Source organism: Lujinxingia vulgaris (assembly GCF_007997005.1).
Taxonomy (GTDB): domain Bacteria; phylum Myxococcota_A; class Bradymonadia; order Bradymonadales; family Bradymonadaceae; genus Lujinxingia.
Genome location: NZ_VOSL01000019.1, coordinates 1 through 15,000, shown reverse-complemented (window position 1 = coordinate 15,000; position 15,000 = coordinate 1). Strand labels below are relative to the sequence as shown.

The following is a 15,000-nucleotide window of genomic DNA, read 5'->3' as shown; positions in this document are numbered from 1 at the left end:
GCCCGTCTAAAAGAGGTGAGGGATTCCCTTCGACGCGTGTCTCGCCGGATGAACGAGCCACGCCATTCCCTTCGACGGGGCTCGTTGCGTTTCAAACAGGGGCGTCACTTGCTTCGTAACACCTCTTTTATCCGGCGAAAGGCATGCGATTCGCTTCGTGAAAGCTATGTTCACCGGCGAAAGCCATCACGCTCGCCTGGCGAAGGCTATTTCAACCAGCGGAGACCTTCTCGCTCGCTTCACGAAGGCTATTTCAACCGGCGGAGGTCGCGTCGTTCGCTTCGACACGGGTGTTTTAACCGGCGAAGGCCGCGTCGTTCACTTCGACAGGGGTGTTTCAACCGGTGAAAGCCGCGTCGCTCGCTTCGGACCATCGTATTGAGCGGTACGAGGGTTTCTTCGGTCGGGGTAATCACGCGTCGTCCGAGACACGCTCGATGACCTGACCGCCCTGCACGTCAAAAATACTCAAATTCTGGTCGAGCAGAATAAAATCGCGGTGGGTGGTGGTGATGAAGACCTGCCCCTGAGTGCGGGCGCGCAGAAAGTCGAAGAGCAGGCGGTTACGCTCTCGGTCGAGCTCGCTGGAGACGTCGTCGAGCAGGAGGATGGGCGCAAAATGGTAGCGCTCTTCCAGGTAGGTGATCTCGGCGATCTTCATGGCGAGCACGAAGGCGCGGGTCTGGCCCTGGCTGCCAAAGGTGCGCACGTCGTGGCCGCCGAGCGTGGTGTGGAGGTCGTCGCGGTGGGGGCCGATCAGGGTGTAGCCGCGCTCGCGCTCGTCCCGCTCGGTGCGCCTTAAGGCCTGTTCCAGGGCACGCTCCAGGTACTGCGGGGAGCTTAAGGCCTCGGCCTCATCGAAGCGCTCGTCCCCCTCCTCAAGCCAGCTCGGGGCGTAGCGCAGGTCGGCAGCGAGCGAGGGGTCAAAGATCGTCGCGAAGGTGCGGGTGAGCACGGGTCGAAAGTGGGTGATGAAGTCCAGGCGACGGCGCAGGATCTGGGCGCCGTAGGTGATGAGCTGCTCGTCGTAGACCGCACGCAGGGCGGCGTCCTGACGCGGCTCTTTTAAGAGCGCGTTGCGGTGCTTGAGCACATCCTCGTAGTGGGTGGATTCGGTGCCAAAAGCGGGGTGGGCGTTGAAGATGGCGCGGTCCATAAAACGCCGCCGCTCCGAGGGTGAGCCGCGCAGAATGCCGATGTCATCCGGCCCGAAGATCACGACGTTCAGGGTGCCGAAAAAGTCCGAGATATTGCGGACTTGCCCCTCATTCAAAAACACCTTCTTGCCGCGCTCGGAGATCTCCAGGCGCACCAGGCGCTCGTGGCCTCCGCGCTCCACGCGGGCTTCCAGGGTGGCCTCGGTGCGCTCGAAATGAATCAGCGCGCGGTTGGTCGTGCCGGGCCGAAAGCTCTTCACCGCGCTCAAGAGGTAGATGGCTTCCAGGAGGTTGGTTTTGCCCTGACCGTTGGGACCGGCAATCACGTTAAAACGCGGGTTGGGCGTCAACATCACGTGCTGCAGGTTGCGAAAATCGCGCAGTCGAAGGGCTTCCAGAAGCATCGTTAAGACATCTCGGGGGTGATGTGGCGAGTGGATTCAAAGAGAGCGCTGATGCCCTGAGCAGAAAACGCGAACGCCCCCGGCGAAGGTCGTCGGAGGCGCGCGCTAATTCATTTACTCAGGAAGCTTCCAGATTCGGAACAACTCCCTTAATTGAAAAACCCTAATCGAAAAGATCAGAGGCGCATGGGCATGACGACGAAGAGCATCTCGTCGCGCTGGGTGTCGCGGATGAGGGTGGGGGAGAGGGTGTCGATGATCTCGATGGAGACCTCGGAGCCGTCCAGCGCGCTGACGACGTCGTTGAGGTAGCGGTAGTTGAAGCCGGCTTTGACGGCCTGGCCGCTGTACTGCATCGGGACGACTTTGGTGGCTTCGCCGCGGTCGGGGTCGGAGGCGTAGAGCTCCAGGCCGTCGTCGCTCAGCGAGATGCGCACGTTGTTGGTCTTGGAGCTGGCGAAGAGGCTCACGAACTTGAGCGCCTGCTGGAAGACGTCTTTTTCGACGATGGCGCGGTGCTCGCTCTCTTTCGGCAGAACCTGGGTGAAGTCGGGAAAGCTGCCCTCGATCAGGCGCACCGAGAGGCTCATCGGGCCGCTCTTAAAGACGATGTTGTTGTCGATGATGCCAAAGCTGAGCTCATCGCTCTTCGCATCGACGGTGCGTTTGATTTCGGCGAGCCCTTTGCGGGGGATGATGATGCCTTTGTTGAGCGCGGAGGGGATGTCGCCGCCGGCGTCGAATTCTTCGGGCTTCGTCTCGATCTTCGAGAGGCGGTGGCCGTCGGTGGAGACCATCAGAAGCGTCTTCTCGTTGGTGACCTTGAAGAAGGCACCGGTGAGGTTGGCGCGGGCGTCGTCGGTGGAGACGCTGAAGAGGGTCTTCTCGATCATGTCGAGCAGGCGACGGGTGCCAATCGGGAAGAGCTCCACCCCGGCGATGTCGAGCAGGTGCGGGAACTCATCGGCGTGGGTGCCGACGATGCGGCAGTTGACGTTACCGCTCTTGAGCTTGGCCCAGTGGTTCTCCTCGGTCTCCAGCGAGAGGGTGTCTTCTTCGAGGTTTTTGACAATGTCGAAGAGGCTGCGGGCCTGCAGGGTGACCTTGCCCGGCTCCAGCACCTCGCATTCGCAGGAGGTGGACACGGAGATGTCCAGGTCGGTGGCATGCAGGGTCAGCGTGTTGCCCTCGGCCACCAGGAGCGCGTTGGACAGAATGGCCAGCGTGCTGCGGTGGCTGACGACGCCTTGAAGTTTGAAGAGCTCGTCGGTGAGCGTCTTGCTGGAAATGCGAATCTTCATGGAGCGCGTCTCCGCGGAGAGGTTTGGGTTCTTTATAAATTTCCCGGCTCGTAAGCCCTGACAATCCACCACAGGTTGGAGAGGGTTTCAAGTGGCAATCGCCCTTGTAACTCGCGAGCTTGCGCCCCTTCGAGGTCCGGGAGTTTTCCACAGACACGGATCTTCTACCAAAAGACAAAAAAGGTTTGGTGTGTTTGAGGTACGTAGAAGAAGTAGGGCCTGTGGAAATGTGGAGAGGTGCGCTAAAGGGCCAAAATACTTCGACTATTTATCCACATTCGGATCGGGGAAAGTGTGTGGGAGCTCTGGGGAGAGTCTGAGCGCGACGTAGGCCCCAGGTTTTCCAAATGTGGATTAACAGCTTAAACACAGGGTTTCTCACAGAGTTTTCCACAGCCTCTTTTGTCCAGGGTCGATCGTAAATGGATCATTTATTTTAAATGAGGGTGTTTTGTTCAGGGGAGTCGGGTGAGTTGTTGAGGGCAAGAAGTCTGTGAACACGTGAGGATGCGTAGCGGAAGGTTCGTGGGGTGGGCGTTGTTTTCTCAGTGAGAGCTGCGTGTGGGGTGTCGAGCGCCCCAGGACGCCGTCAGGCATCGCCCTGGCTGCGTTCGGATATGACAAGGTGCGGTATGAGGAGGCAGAGATGGTGAAGCGAAACGCGACGAATGAAGACGGGTCGAGGATCCACGTGAAGGGAGCCGAAGAGCCCGAGTGTGAGTACAGCCGCCGGGCGCGCGAGCACACCTTCTTTGGCGGTGCGATGGGAGCGCTGAGCGTGGCGGGGCTGGCGGCTTTTGGCACGGTGATGTGCCCCTTATGTGTGGTGGCCGCGCCGGCCTTTCTGGGGAGCGCGGCGTGGAACGCGCGCAAGGCGCGCCAGAAGAAAGACGCCGATCCGGGCTACGACGGCAACCTGCGCCCGGGCGACCGGGTGGAGTTTTAGGCCCTGGCTGCGCAGCAGCGGAGCGCGCTGAGCAGGCCAGAAACATCTCCATGATCAGACAACGCCCCCCTCCTTTTCGAGCTCTTCCCGCGTGATGGTGAAGGCCGAAGTCCAGGGGGGCGTCGTTCTTTTCAAAACGACTCGCCGCAAAGACTCACGCGTCGCCACGCGCTGGAACGCCCATCTATATGGAGGCTGATGGTCTAAGCCCACGTGCCGCCAATATGCCTTCAATCCACAACATCATGTGGTTGACCCCCGGGGGTATCCCCTATATGTAGTTCGCGTGCTGGTGTGTCGCGAGATGATCGCGACGCCGAAGAGGGAATCCGGTGCGACTCCGGAGCTGCCCCGCAGCGGTATTTGAGAACGACCCCCACCAATGGCACTGGGCTAAAAAGCCTGGGAAGCGGTGGGCAGTAGGAGCCATGTTTCAATGGCGAGCTCAAGAGCCCGAAGACCTGCCAGCGCCTGACGTCGGGGAGACATCCCACGTCAGTTCGACTCGGGAGCTTTTAGAGAGGTGAGCGTTACGACGCTTCTAAAAGCCCCATTTCGCTCGCGGGAGCGCTGGTCGACTTTGGAGGAGCTTTTGTGTCCAGCACCCGAGAGCTCTGAAGAGGTTGGTCGTTCCCGCGTATGACCCGAGCAGCGAGGGATGAGAGATGACCACCACTTCAGCAACAGTGCCCGAAGAGAGCGACGAGATTAAGGGGGGAAAAGACGAGGGAGGGATGCGTGTCGTCAAGCGCGACGGCAGCTATGAACGCGTTGACCTGGAGCGAATTGTCGCCGCGATCGGCCGCTGCGCCGGCGGACTGAGCCGCGTGGATCCGACGCGGGTGGCGGTGCGCACGATCGGCGGTCTATTTGATGGGGCGTCGACCCGGGAGCTCGACGATCTCTCGATCCAGGTCGCCTCGTCGATGATGTTGGAGGAGCCGCAGTACTCGAAGCTGGCCGCGCGGCTGCTGGCGCAGCGGATTGGGGATGATCTGCAGAGCGAGGGGATCACCAGCTTCTCGCGCTGTGTGGAGCGGGGCTATGAGGTCGGGCGCTACAACGCGCGGCTCAAAGGTTTTGTCGACGCCCATCACGACGAGCTCGACGCGCTCATCGATCGCAGCCGCGATGCATATTTTGAGTATTTTGGGATCAAAACACTCTACGATCGCTACCTGCAGCGGCATCCACAGAGTCGGCGAGTGATGGAGGAGCCGCAGTACTTCTTTCTGCGGATCGCGTGCGCGTTGAGTGAGGATATGGCGCAGGTCAAAAAGCTCTACGCGCTGCTCTCCAGGCTGGAGTACCTGCCGAGCTCTCCGACGCTCTTTAACGCCGGCACATGTTTTGAGCAGCTCTCCAGTTGTTTTCTGCTCGACTCCCCGGCCGATGAGCTCGAAGCGATCTACCAGCGCTATACCGACATCGCGCTGCTCTCAAAATTCTCGGGTGGGATTGGCACGGCGTTTCATCGGGTGCGCTCGCGGGGCTCTCTTATTGCGAGCACCAACGGAAGATCCAACGGGATTGTGCCCTGGCTTAAGACGCTGGATGCGTCGGTCTCGGCGGTCAATCAGGGGGGCAAGCGCAAGGGAGCGTGTTGCGTGTACCTGGAGCCGTGGCACGCCGATATCGAGGAGTTTCTGGAGCTACGGGATAACACCGGCGATGAAGCCGCGCGCACCCACAACCTGAACATCGCCAACTGGATCCCGGATCTCTTTATGCGACGGGTGGAGGCCGATGAATCCTGGAGTCTCTTTGATCCGAAGGAGGTGCCGGAGCTTCCGGATCTCTATGGGGAGGCGTTTGATCGGCGCTACGAGCAGGCTGAGAAGGAGGGGCTGGCGGTGCGCGAGGTGCGTGCGCGAGATCTCTACGGGCGGATGATGCGAACGCTGGCACAGACCGGCAACGGGTGGATGACCTTTAAGGACGCGAGCAACCGGACCTGCAATCAGACTGTCGAGGAGGGCGCGCGGGTTCACCTCTCCAACCTCTGCACCGAGATCATTGAGGTGAGCTCTGCAAAGGAGACAGCGGTCTGCAACCTGGGCTCGATCAACCTCGCCAGGCACACCCTGAAAAACGATCAGGGGGAGGTGGTGGTCGATTACGACAAGCTTGCGCAGTCGGTGCGCACCGCGGTGGTAGGTCTGGATCGGGTCATCGACCTTAACTACTACCCGATCCCATCGACGGCGGCGTCCAATGATCGGTGGCGTCCGGTGGGGCTGGGGTTGATGGGGCTTCAGGATGTGTTTTTTCAGATGAAGCTTCCCTTCGACAGCCCGAAGGCGCAGGCGATCTCGAAGCGGATCTCTGAGGAGATCTATTACCATGCCCTCGCCACCTCGGCCGATCTGGCCGAGGCTCACGGGGCGCACGCCGCGTTTGAAGAGACGCGGGCTGCGCGCGGGCAGCTGCAGTTTGATCTGTGGGGTGTGAGCCCCGAGGAGCCCGCGCGCTGGGAGGCGCTCCGGGCCCGGATTCAGGAGGTGGGGCTTCGAAACTCGCTGCTCTGCGCGATCGCGCCGACGGCAACCATCGCCTCGATCGCCGGGTGCTACGAGTGCATCGAGCCCCAGGTATCGAATCTCTTTAAGCGGGAGACGCTCTCGGGGGACTTTGTTCAGGTCAACCGCTACCTGGTCGCCGAGCTCCAGAGGCTGGGACTCTGGGATGAGCGGATGCGCGCTCGCCTCAAGAACTCGGAGGGCTCGGTGCAAGCTATCGACGAGCTGCCCGAGGAGCTTCGGCAGGTGTATCGCACGGCCTGGGAGCTCCCGATGCGCTCGCTTATCGGGATGGCCGCCGATCGCGGCGCGTTTATCGACCAGAGCCAGTCGCTCAACCTCTTTATTGAGAGCCCCACCCTGGGACAGCTCTCCTCGATGTACCTCTATGCCTGGAAGCGTGGCCTGAAGACGACCTACTACCTGCGCTCGCGTCCGGCCACGCGGATCACCAAGACGACCGTCGAGGTGCCTTCGCGCGAGGCGATCGCCTGTTCCCTGGAAAACCCCGAGATCTGTGAGGCCTGCCAATGAGCATTCAACGACCCGCCAATCTTCTGGATCCGGGCTTTTGCCTGACCCTTCGCCCGATGACGTACCCGAGTTTTTACCAGATGTATCGCGACGCGATTAAGAACACCTGGACGGTGGAGGAGGTTGATTTTTCGAGCGATGTCAACGACCTGCGCGACAAGCTCACCGAGGCCGAGACGCATATGGTGCAGCGGCTGGTGGCGTTTTTTGCCACCGGGGACTCGATCGTGGCCAACAACCTTGTGCTCAACCTCTACCAGCACATCAACGCCCCGGAGGCGCGGATGTATCTGGCCCGCCAGCTCTACGAGGAGGCGCTTCACGTCCAGTTTTACCTGACCTTGCTCGACACCTATGTGCCGGATCCTGAGGAGCGTCACCAGGCATTTGCGGCCATTGAAACGATTCCTTCGATTCGAGCTAAGGCCGATTTTTGCATGCGCTGGATGGACTCGATCGAAGGGCTCGACCGGCTGGAGACACGGGCGCATCGGCGGCAGTTTTTGCTCAACCTGATCTGTTTTGCGGCGTGCATCGAGGGGCTCTTCTTCTTCGGGGCCTTTGCCTACGTGTATTTCATGCGTTCGCGGGGGCTCTTGCACGGGCTTGCCGCCGGCACGAGCTGGGTGTTTCGCGATGAGAGCGCCCATATGGAGTTTGCCTTCGAGGTGGTGCGCACGGTTCGCCGGGAGGAGCCGGAGCTCTTTGACGAGGAGCTCACCGGGGAAGTGCAGACGATGATCCGGGAGGCCGTCGACTGCGAGGCCCTCTTCGCCGAGGATCTGCTCGGAGGTGGGGTGGCCGGGCTCAGCGTGGAGGATGTGCGCGCTTACCTGGAGCATTGCGCCGACCAGCGCCTGCGCACCCTGGAGATGCCCGAGATCTTTGGCACGAAGAACCCGCTGAGTTTTATGGACCTGCAGGACGTTCAGGAGGTGACCAACTTCTTTGAGCGCCGCGTCTCCGCCTATCAGGTCGCGGTCGGGGGGGAGGTTACGTTCGACGAAGACTTCTGAGCGCCGAGCGCCCCAGGACGACGCTGACGGCGTCGATAGGGATTCGCGGTAGCGTTGCTACAGCTTCATCCCTATCTCCTTGTCAGGCGTCGCCCTGGATGCGCTCGGGTTGGGTGTTGAGCGCTCCCAGGACGACGCTGGCTGTGTCGCTGCGTCCTCGCGGTAGCGCTGCTACAGCTTTGTCCTTGCTCCTTGCCATCGCCGCCCTGGATGCGCTCGGGTATTTTATTTTGCGAGAAGTGCCGAGCGACCCAGATCGAAAAACTCAGTCGCCGGAGCTCTCGTCGCTGTTCTCTTGCGTGTCTCTGGACTCGTCCTTCTTCTCCTCCGAGTCTTTTTTCTCCTCGGAGGGGGTGATGGGTCCGCCGCCGCGGCCCTGGCGGCTGTTCTCGCGGTCTTCGATGCCCACCGGTTTTTCGCGGTCGGGGAAGGCACCGGCCAGCATGTCGACGCCCTCCTGAGGCTCGGCCATGTCGATGAGCACGGCACGCTCCTGGCGGATCTGGTTGGTGTCGATGTTCATCGCTTCGTCGCGGGCTACGAGCAGGGTCTCATCGATCTCCCCGTCGGCGTTGAAGGACCAGGCGAGCATGGGGGCGCCCATGGGGAGCTCATCGCCTTCGACGGCGGCGCTGCCGGTGTTCCAGAGGTGGAAGGTCTTGCCGTAGCTGTTGATCTTGCCCTCCATCAGCGCCGTCTCGGCGGCGTCGGGAAGCCCCGGGGCGACGAGCTGGCCGGAGAGGATCTCGTAGTTGTGGGGGTGCCAGTACTGCTTCTCCTCCTCGGGCAGCTGCTCGTAGAGCAGCGAGGAGATGATGTACTCGATGCCGTTCAAGTTGGCGTCGCCTCCGTCGCTGTCGAAGACGGCGCACTGGGCAAAGTCCTCGTTGACCTGCCGGCAGAAGTGGTGGGCCTCCATCTGGATCGAGGGGTCGTCGGCCATGGGGTGAAAGCCCACCAGGTGAATGTCGAGGGCGGAGGGGGCGCCGGCGCCCTGAAGCACCTCGGCGCCCGCGCCCAGCGCGCGGGTCTCGGCGCTGGCCTGGCGGCCCTGCGGCGTGACGTTGGGGCTTGTTGAGGAGCAGCTGACCATCAGCATCAGGGCCAGAGAGAGGCAGCTCACACTCCAGAGCTTGAGCCAGGTGACGTGACGGGGCGATGACGCGACAGGGTACGACCTACGACTGAGCGAATTTTTCATTCATTTCCTCCCAGTGTGATCTGATGTTCGAATCGGGGGGCCCGCATGAAGCGCGGCCTATTTCCCCTCTCATTGAAGTGTGACTGCGGGTTCAAAGCTGTAACCACCGCCTTTTCGTGTGCAACAAATTCGAGGAGTTAAGGGGGCGCTGCTACAGCTTCATCCCTATCTCCTTGCCAGCCCCGCCCTGGATGCGCTCGGGTTTTTTATTTTGCGAAGAACGTTTCGTCGGCCCTGGATGCGCTCGGGTTTTTTATTTTGCGGGAACCCCTGACCGCACTCACGAATCGACCGACGTCGCGAACCCCGGCGCTCCACAACCACCCAACCACCCAACCACCCAACCACAGCTAAGGGGTCTGAGTCGCCGGACTCGGGTGCCGAGAAGTGGAGGTCAGGGAGCTGAGTCGCGGATCTGGGTATCGAGAACAGGAACTAAGGGGCCTGAGTGGCCGGACTCGGGTATCGAGAACGGGAGCTAAGGAGGCTGAGTTGCGGATCTGGGTATCGAGAACGGGAGCTAAGGGGGCCTGAGTTGGGGATCTGGGTATCGAGAACGGGAGCTAAGGGGGCTGAGTGGCCGGACTCAGGTGGTGAGTGCGCAAGCTCAGGGGGCTGAGTCGGGGGACGTGGTGGCAAAAAACGCCAGCTCGGGGCTCCGAGCTGGCGTTTGTGGGTGCAGACATCCGACATCAAAAACGTTAACGCTCTCGAGAACGCGCCGACTGAAACACCAGATAAAGCACCGGCAGCACAATGAGCGTGGAGAGGGTGGAGGTGATCACCCCGCCGATGACCACGGTGGCCAGGGGGCGCTGCACCTCCGCGCCCACGCCCACGCTGAGCGCCATGGGAATGAAGCCAACCGCTGCCACAAGGCCCGTCATGATGACCGGGCGCAGGCGCACCAGCGCCGCCTGGCGGACCGCCTCCAGGGTTTTCAGACCCTCGGCGGTGTAGCGGCGGATGGTGGAGACGAGCACGATGTCGCCGAGCACGGCGATGCCCATCAGCGCCACAAAACCCACGGCCGCCGAGATGCTAAAGGGAAGCCCGCGCAGCCAGAGCGCCAGCACCCCGCCGACGGCCGCAAAAGGCACGCCGCTGAAGACGCGCAGCGTGTCGCTCAAGCGACCGTAGGTCAGGTAGAGGAGCGTGAGCACCAGCAGCAACGTAAGCGGAATGAGCACCATCAGGCGAGTCTTGGCGCGCTCGTAGTTCTCAAACTCGCCGCTGAAGTCGACGTGGTAGCCGGGCGGAGCGTCGAAGTTGTCGGCGACGGCCTGGCGGGCGTTTTGGACGACGCTCATGACGTCTTCGGTCTGCAGCTCGGCCTGGATGAGCAGGCGGCGCTGGCCCCAGTCGCGGTTGAGCGCCGACGCGGTGGGGCGCACCGTGATCGTGGCCACATCGCCCAGGCGCACCGTACCGGTGGGGGCGTTGAGCACAACATCTTCCAGAAGCTCGGGTTGTTCGCGCAGGCGCTCGTCGACGCGCAGCACGAGCGGCTGGCGCACCTCCCCTTCATAGAACTCGCCAAGGGGGCGGCCGCCGATGAGCTCCACGGCCTTTAAAACCTCGCGGGCGCTTAGACCCGCGCGGGCGGCGCGCACATGATCGACTTCAATGTCGACCACGTGCTGGCCCAGGAGCTGTTCGGTGCTCAGGCTGGCGATGCCTTCGACGCTGGCCAGCACTGTCATCAGCTCCTGGCCCTTGTCGCGCAGGGTTTCCAGGTCGTCGCCGAAGAGACGGATGCCCAGCTCGCTGCGCAGCCCGGCGCTGAGCTCGTTGACGCGCAGCTCAATGGGCTGGGAGAGGGTGGTGCGAATGCCCGGGACGTTCTCAAAGAAGACGCGCAGCTCTTCGGTGAGCTCGTCCTGGGTGCTTACGCGGGTCCACTGATCGCGGGGGTGCAGCACCATGAAGACATCGCTGACCTCCAGGCCCATCGGGTCGGTGGCGACCTCGCCAGTGCCGGTGCGGGTCCAGACGTGGCGGATCTCGTCGGGGTACGCCTCCATCAGGTGCTGCTCCAGGCGCTGGTTGTAGCGCAGGGTCTCATCGAGCGAGACGCCGGCCAGGCGCACGGTGTTGGCGGTGATGGCCATCTCATCGAGGCGCGGAATAAAGCGCGCGCCCAGGGTGGTGGAGAGGGCGCCGGCGCCGAGGATGCAGCCCACGCCCAGGGCGATGACCGTCCAGCGGCGGTGAAGCGCGCGCTCCAAAATCGGGGCGTAGAGGCGCTTGAGCCCGCGGGCCAACGCCGGCTCTTTGCGATGCGCGCCGCGGGTCAGCGCGTAGCTCGCGAGCACCGGCGTCAGCGTCAGCGAGAGGAGCATCGAGCCGGCCAGCGCAAAGATCATGGTCAGCGCCATCGGGCGAAAGAGCGCGCCCTCAACCCCTTCGAGCGCCAGGATCGGAAGATAGACGCTGGCGATGATCAGCTCGCCAAAAAGGGTCGGGCGGCGCACTTCGGTGGCCGCGTCGCGCACGACTTCCAGGCGGTCGGCCCCCTCGGGGGCCTCCGAGAGGCGGCGCTCGGCGTTCTCGACCATAATGACCGAGCTGTCGACGATCAGGCCAAAGTCGATGGCGCCCAGGCTCATCAGGCTTCCGGCCACGCCGAACTGCAGCATCAGGTTGAAAGCAAAGAGCATCGAGAGGGGGATGGCCAGCGCCACGATCAGCCCGGCGCGCAGGTTGCCCATGAGCATGAAGAGGATGGCGATGACCAGGAGCGCGCCTTCCAGGAGGTTGTTGCGCACGGTGTCGAGCACGTTGTCGATGAGCTCGGTGCGCTGGTAGACGACGCGCAGCTCGATGTCGTCGGGCAGGTCGGCCTGCACCTCGCCAAGGCGCGCCTCCAGGGCGCGGGCGATCTCGCGGGTGTTTTCGCCCGGGAGCGCAAAGGCCAGGCCCATGACGTGTTCGCCCTGGCCGAAGGCGGTCATCGCGCCGCGGCGGATGGCGTGGCCGCGCTGAACGTCGGCCACATCGCCCAGGCGCAAAAGGTTGGCGCCACCCTCGGAAGCGTCGGTGGTGATGGGGAGGTTGGCGATGGCGTCTGTGGAGCGGAGGCGTCCGCGGCCGTGGACCACCATCGACTCCGACGACTCGGTGATCAGCCCGCCGCCCACGCTGAGGTGGTTGTCGCGCAGGACCTGCTCGATGTCGTCGAGGGTCAGCCCGCGGGCCTGGAGGGTGAGCGGATCGACGATCACCTCGATCTGCGGCTCGTTGCCGCCCCAGGTGTTGACCTCGGCGACGCCCGGCACGCTTAAGAGGCGCGGGCGAATCTTGTAGTCATGCAGCGTGCGCAGCTCCCCCAACTCACGGCCGGGGCTGACCAGCACATACTGAAAGACCTCGCCGAGCCCACTGGAGATGGGCCCGAGCGCGGGGCGCTCGACGTGGGCGGGGAGCTCGACGGCGGCGACGCGCTCGGCCACGAGCTGGCGGCTCTCCAGGAGGTCGGACTCGTTGTCGAAGAGGGCGGTGACCTGCGAAAAGCCAAAGCGCGAGATGGAGCGCACGTGCACAAGGCCGGGCATCCCGCCGATGGCCTGCTCCAGGGGGCGCGTGACCTGAAGTTCGACCTCCTCGGCGGAGAGGCCCTCGGCGTTGGTGTTGACGCTGACCAGCGCCGGGGCGGTCTCGGGGAAGGCGTCAAAGGGAAGATCGCGCAGCGCCAGCGCCCCGAACGCCACGGCGATGAGTGTGAGCAAGAGCACCACCGGGCGGTGGGTGAGGCAGAGATCGATGAGTTTTTTGAGCATAGGCCGCTCCTTTAGTGGGTGCAGCCCACGCCGATATCGTCGGCGCGAAGCTCGGTGAGAAGCACGAAGGCGCCGGTGGTGATCACCGGCTCATCGGGGCTCAGTTCGCCGGCGACCCAGAGGGTGTCGCGCTCGGAGGCCACGATCTCCACCTTACGGGTCTGGTAGACGCCCTGGCGCTCGCGCACAAAGACGATGCGCTGGTCGTTGAAGCGTTGCACGGCCTCGCGGGGGATGCGCATGGCGCGCGTGGGTTGGCCGGTCTCGATGGTGGCATGGGCGAGTTGGCCGTCACGCAGGGGAAGATCGGCGGGGTCGAGCTCCAGGCGCACGCGCAGGTTGCCGGTGGCGGGATCGACGCGGGTGGCGATCTGCGCCACCTGGCCGGTGACTTCGACCTCGGGTGCCTGCTCGGGGCTTAGCCGCACGCGCTGGCCCAGGGCCAGCGCTCGGCTCTGTGAGGCGGGCACAAAGACCTCCGCCCACATCGCGCTCCGATCGGCGATGGTCATCAGCGCCATCTCCGCCGACGTATAGCTCCCGGCGATGACGTTGCGCTCGACGACCTCCCCGGCGATGGGGGCGCGCAGGGTGAGTTGGCCGCGGGCATCGACCGAGCCGCTTAAGCGCAGCGCGGCCTCGGCGGTGCGCACACGGGCCCGGGCGCGCTCGGCTTCAGTCATGGCGAGCTCCACGTCGCGCTGGCCATTGATGCCCTGCTCGCGCAGTGTTTGCTGACGCTCCAGATGCGACTCGGCGGTGCGCAGGGCCTGGCGGGCGGCCAGAAGCTCGGCCTGCTGGTCGCTGGCCTGGGCGCTCTCCACCTTGATGAGCGCCTGGCCGGCCTCCACACGCTCTCCGGGCTGTACGAGGATCTCGCGCACGATGCCCGGCTGCAGCGTGCGCACCTCGGCGACGCGGTCGGCGTTAAAGCTAAAGCGGGCCGGGGCGCTCAGGCCCTCGCTGCGCTGATCGGCGCGGGCCGGGGCGGTCATTAAGCCCGCCAGGTCTTCGTGGTCGGCGGTGTGCAGGACCACGCCGGCGGTGGGAGGGGCCACCGGGTTGCAGTAGGGGCAGGCCGACTCGGGGAAGCCGTGTTCGGCGCACCAGTCGCCCTCGGCCTGAAAGCCCTCGGCGAGCTCCGGGTTGCATTTGGTGCATTTGGACTCGGGGATGTTGTGGCCGGCGCACCAGTCGCCGGGTTGGGCGGTGGCGAGATGCGCGCCGGAGCTCTGGGTCTGGCCACCGTGGTCGTGATCGTGATCGTGACCCGCGCTGGTGCTGGTGCTGCGGGAAGGTGGCGTCACAGGGTTGCACTGCGGGCATGCGGACTCGGGGAATCCGTGGGCTTCGCACCAGTCGCCTTGAGCCTTGAACTTATCGATGAGCTCGGGGTTGCATTTGGTGCACATGGACTCGGGGATGTCGTGTCCGCCGCACCAGTCGTTGGCGTGTGCGGTGATGGTGTTCGCCGAGGCCTGCTCGCCAGGTGGCGAGACGGGGTTGCACTGCGGGCATGCGGACTCGGGGAATCCGTGGGCCTCACACCAGTCGCCTTGAGCCTTGAACTTATCGATGAGCTCGGGGTTGCATTTGGTGCACATGGACTCGGGGATGTCGTGTCCGCCGCACCAGTCGTCGGCGTGTGCGGTGATCGGTTGCGACGCGGCCTTGCTATGATCATGTGAATCGTGCGCGTTTTCGCCAGATTCGGAAGACGTCGAAGACTCGGAAGACTCACAACCGCCCGCAATCAACAGGGTGGTGAGCATGAACAAAAAGATCAGCGTGCGCATACAACCTCCTCGGCGCCGGCGGCGTCAGGATGATGAAAGTTTAGAAGTTCGAGGGCCTCGGTGGTGGCCGAGAGCAGGTCGGCCAGGAGCGCGGTGCGGGCGTCTTCGGCCTCGCTGAGTTCGCGCTCCAGGGTGAGGATCTCGCGTAAAGGCAGGGCGCCGGCCTCGTAGGCGGCCAGGTAACGCTCGCGCATGGCGAGGTGGCGGGGGAGGAGCTCGTCTTCCCAGCGCCGGTGGTGCTCGAGCAGCGTGTCGAGCAGCGCGGCGGAGGCCTGCGCACGCTCCTGCGTGCGATTGAGCTCGGCCTGCGCCAGCGCGTCGGCGCGCTCGGCCGCGGCGCCGAGCGC

Annotated in this window: 8 protein-coding genes, 1 pseudogene and 1 riboswitch; of the genes and pseudogenes, 3 read left to right on the top strand and 6 right to left on the bottom strand. The window is 63.7% G+C overall.

Features of this window, described 5'->3' with window-relative positions; genetic code table 11:
- Window positions 1–412: 412 nt before the first annotated feature.
- The gene (gene recF, locus FRC96_RS03895) at window positions 413–1,561 is read right to left on the bottom strand and encodes a DNA replication/repair protein RecF (RefSeq protein WP_146972903.1); all 1,149 of its coding nucleotides are present in this window, start codon (window positions 1,559–1,561) and stop codon (window positions 413–415) included.
- Window positions 1,562–1,737: 176 nt separating this feature from the next.
- The gene (dnaN, locus tag FRC96_RS03890) at window positions 1,738–2,862 is read right to left on the bottom strand and encodes a DNA polymerase III subunit beta (RefSeq protein WP_146972901.1); all 1,125 of its coding nucleotides are present in this window, start codon (window positions 2,860–2,862) and stop codon (window positions 1,738–1,740) included.
- A 646-nt stretch (window positions 2,863–3,508) separates the two neighbouring features.
- Between dnaN and FRC96_RS03885 the strand changes: the two genes are divergently transcribed.
- The 3 genes from FRC96_RS03885 to FRC96_RS03875 all read left to right on the top strand — a co-directional run bounded on the left by FRC96_RS03885 (window position 3,509) and on the right by FRC96_RS03875 (window position 7,877).
- Window positions 3,509–3,808: a hypothetical protein gene (locus FRC96_RS03885; protein WP_146972899.1), complete on the top strand. Its 300-nt coding sequence runs from the start codon at window positions 3,509–3,511 to the stop codon at window positions 3,806–3,808.
- A gap of 273 nt (window positions 3,809–4,081) precedes the next feature.
- A riboswitch (cobalamin riboswitch) is annotated at window positions 4,082–4,291 on the top strand.
- 182 nt (window positions 4,292–4,473) lie between these two features.
- The gene (locus tag FRC96_RS03880; protein ID WP_146972896.1) at window positions 4,474–6,861 is read left to right on the top strand and encodes a ribonucleoside-diphosphate reductase subunit alpha; all 2,388 of its coding nucleotides are present in this window, start codon (window positions 4,474–4,476) and stop codon (window positions 6,859–6,861) included.
- Complete coding sequence (locus tag FRC96_RS03875) at window positions 6,858–7,877, top strand: ribonucleotide-diphosphate reductase subunit beta (protein ID WP_146972894.1); 1,020 nt, start codon at window positions 6,858–6,860, stop codon at window positions 7,875–7,877. The genes FRC96_RS03880 and FRC96_RS03875 overlap by 4 nt, the downstream gene beginning before the upstream one ends.
- A 265-nt stretch (window positions 7,878–8,142) precedes the next feature.
- Here FRC96_RS03875 and FRC96_RS03870 read toward each other — a convergent pair whose 3' ends face one another.
- From FRC96_RS03870 to FRC96_RS21770, 4 genes and pseudogenes are all read right to left on the bottom strand, one after another.
- Entirely contained in the window at window positions 8,143–9,078 is a 936-nt protein-coding gene (locus tag FRC96_RS03870; RefSeq protein WP_230469851.1) for an OBAP family protein, read from the bottom strand.
- Between the two features lie 701 nt (window positions 9,079–9,779).
- On the bottom strand, window positions 9,780–12,857 hold the full coding sequence (locus tag FRC96_RS03865) for an efflux RND transporter permease subunit (RefSeq protein ID WP_146972891.1): 3,078 nt from the start codon (window positions 12,855–12,857) through the stop codon (window positions 9,780–9,782).
- 11 nt (window positions 12,858–12,868) lie between these two features.
- Window positions 12,869–14,653, bottom strand: coding sequence for an efflux RND transporter periplasmic adaptor subunit (locus FRC96_RS03860; protein ID WP_146972888.1), 1,785 nt, complete (start codon window positions 14,651–14,653; stop codon window positions 12,869–12,871).
- A pseudogene (locus FRC96_RS21770) lies at window positions 14,641–15,000 on the bottom strand (hypothetical protein); the annotation flags it as partial. The gene FRC96_RS03860 and the pseudogene FRC96_RS21770, both read right to left, overlap by 13 nt.

Coding starts and splice junctions, on each gene's coding strand:
- FRC96_RS03880 (WP_146972896.1), top strand. CDS start 4,474: ATGACCACCACTTCAGCAACAGTGCCCGAAGAGAGCGACGAGATTAAG.
- FRC96_RS03860 (WP_146972888.1), bottom strand. CDS start 14,653: ATGCGCACGCTGATCTTTTTGTTCATGCTCACCACCCTGTTGATTGCG.
- FRC96_RS03875 (WP_146972894.1), top strand. CDS start 6,858: ATGAGCATTCAACGACCCGCCAATCTTCTGGATCCGGGCTTTTGCCTG.
- recF (WP_146972903.1), bottom strand. CDS start 1,561: ATGCTTCTGGAAGCCCTTCGACTGCGCGATTTTCGCAACCTGCAGCAC.
- dnaN (WP_146972901.1), bottom strand. CDS start 2,862: ATGAAGATTCGCATTTCCAGCAAGACGCTCACCGACGAGCTCTTCAAA.
- FRC96_RS03870 (WP_230469851.1), bottom strand. CDS start 9,078: ATGAAAAATTCGCTCAGTCGTAGGTCGTACCCTGTCGCGTCATCGCCC.
- FRC96_RS03885 (WP_146972899.1), top strand. CDS start 3,509: ATGGTGAAGCGAAACGCGACGAATGAAGACGGGTCGAGGATCCACGTG.
- FRC96_RS03865 (WP_146972891.1), bottom strand. CDS start 12,857: ATGCTCAAAAAACTCATCGATCTCTGCCTCACCCACCGCCCGGTGGTG.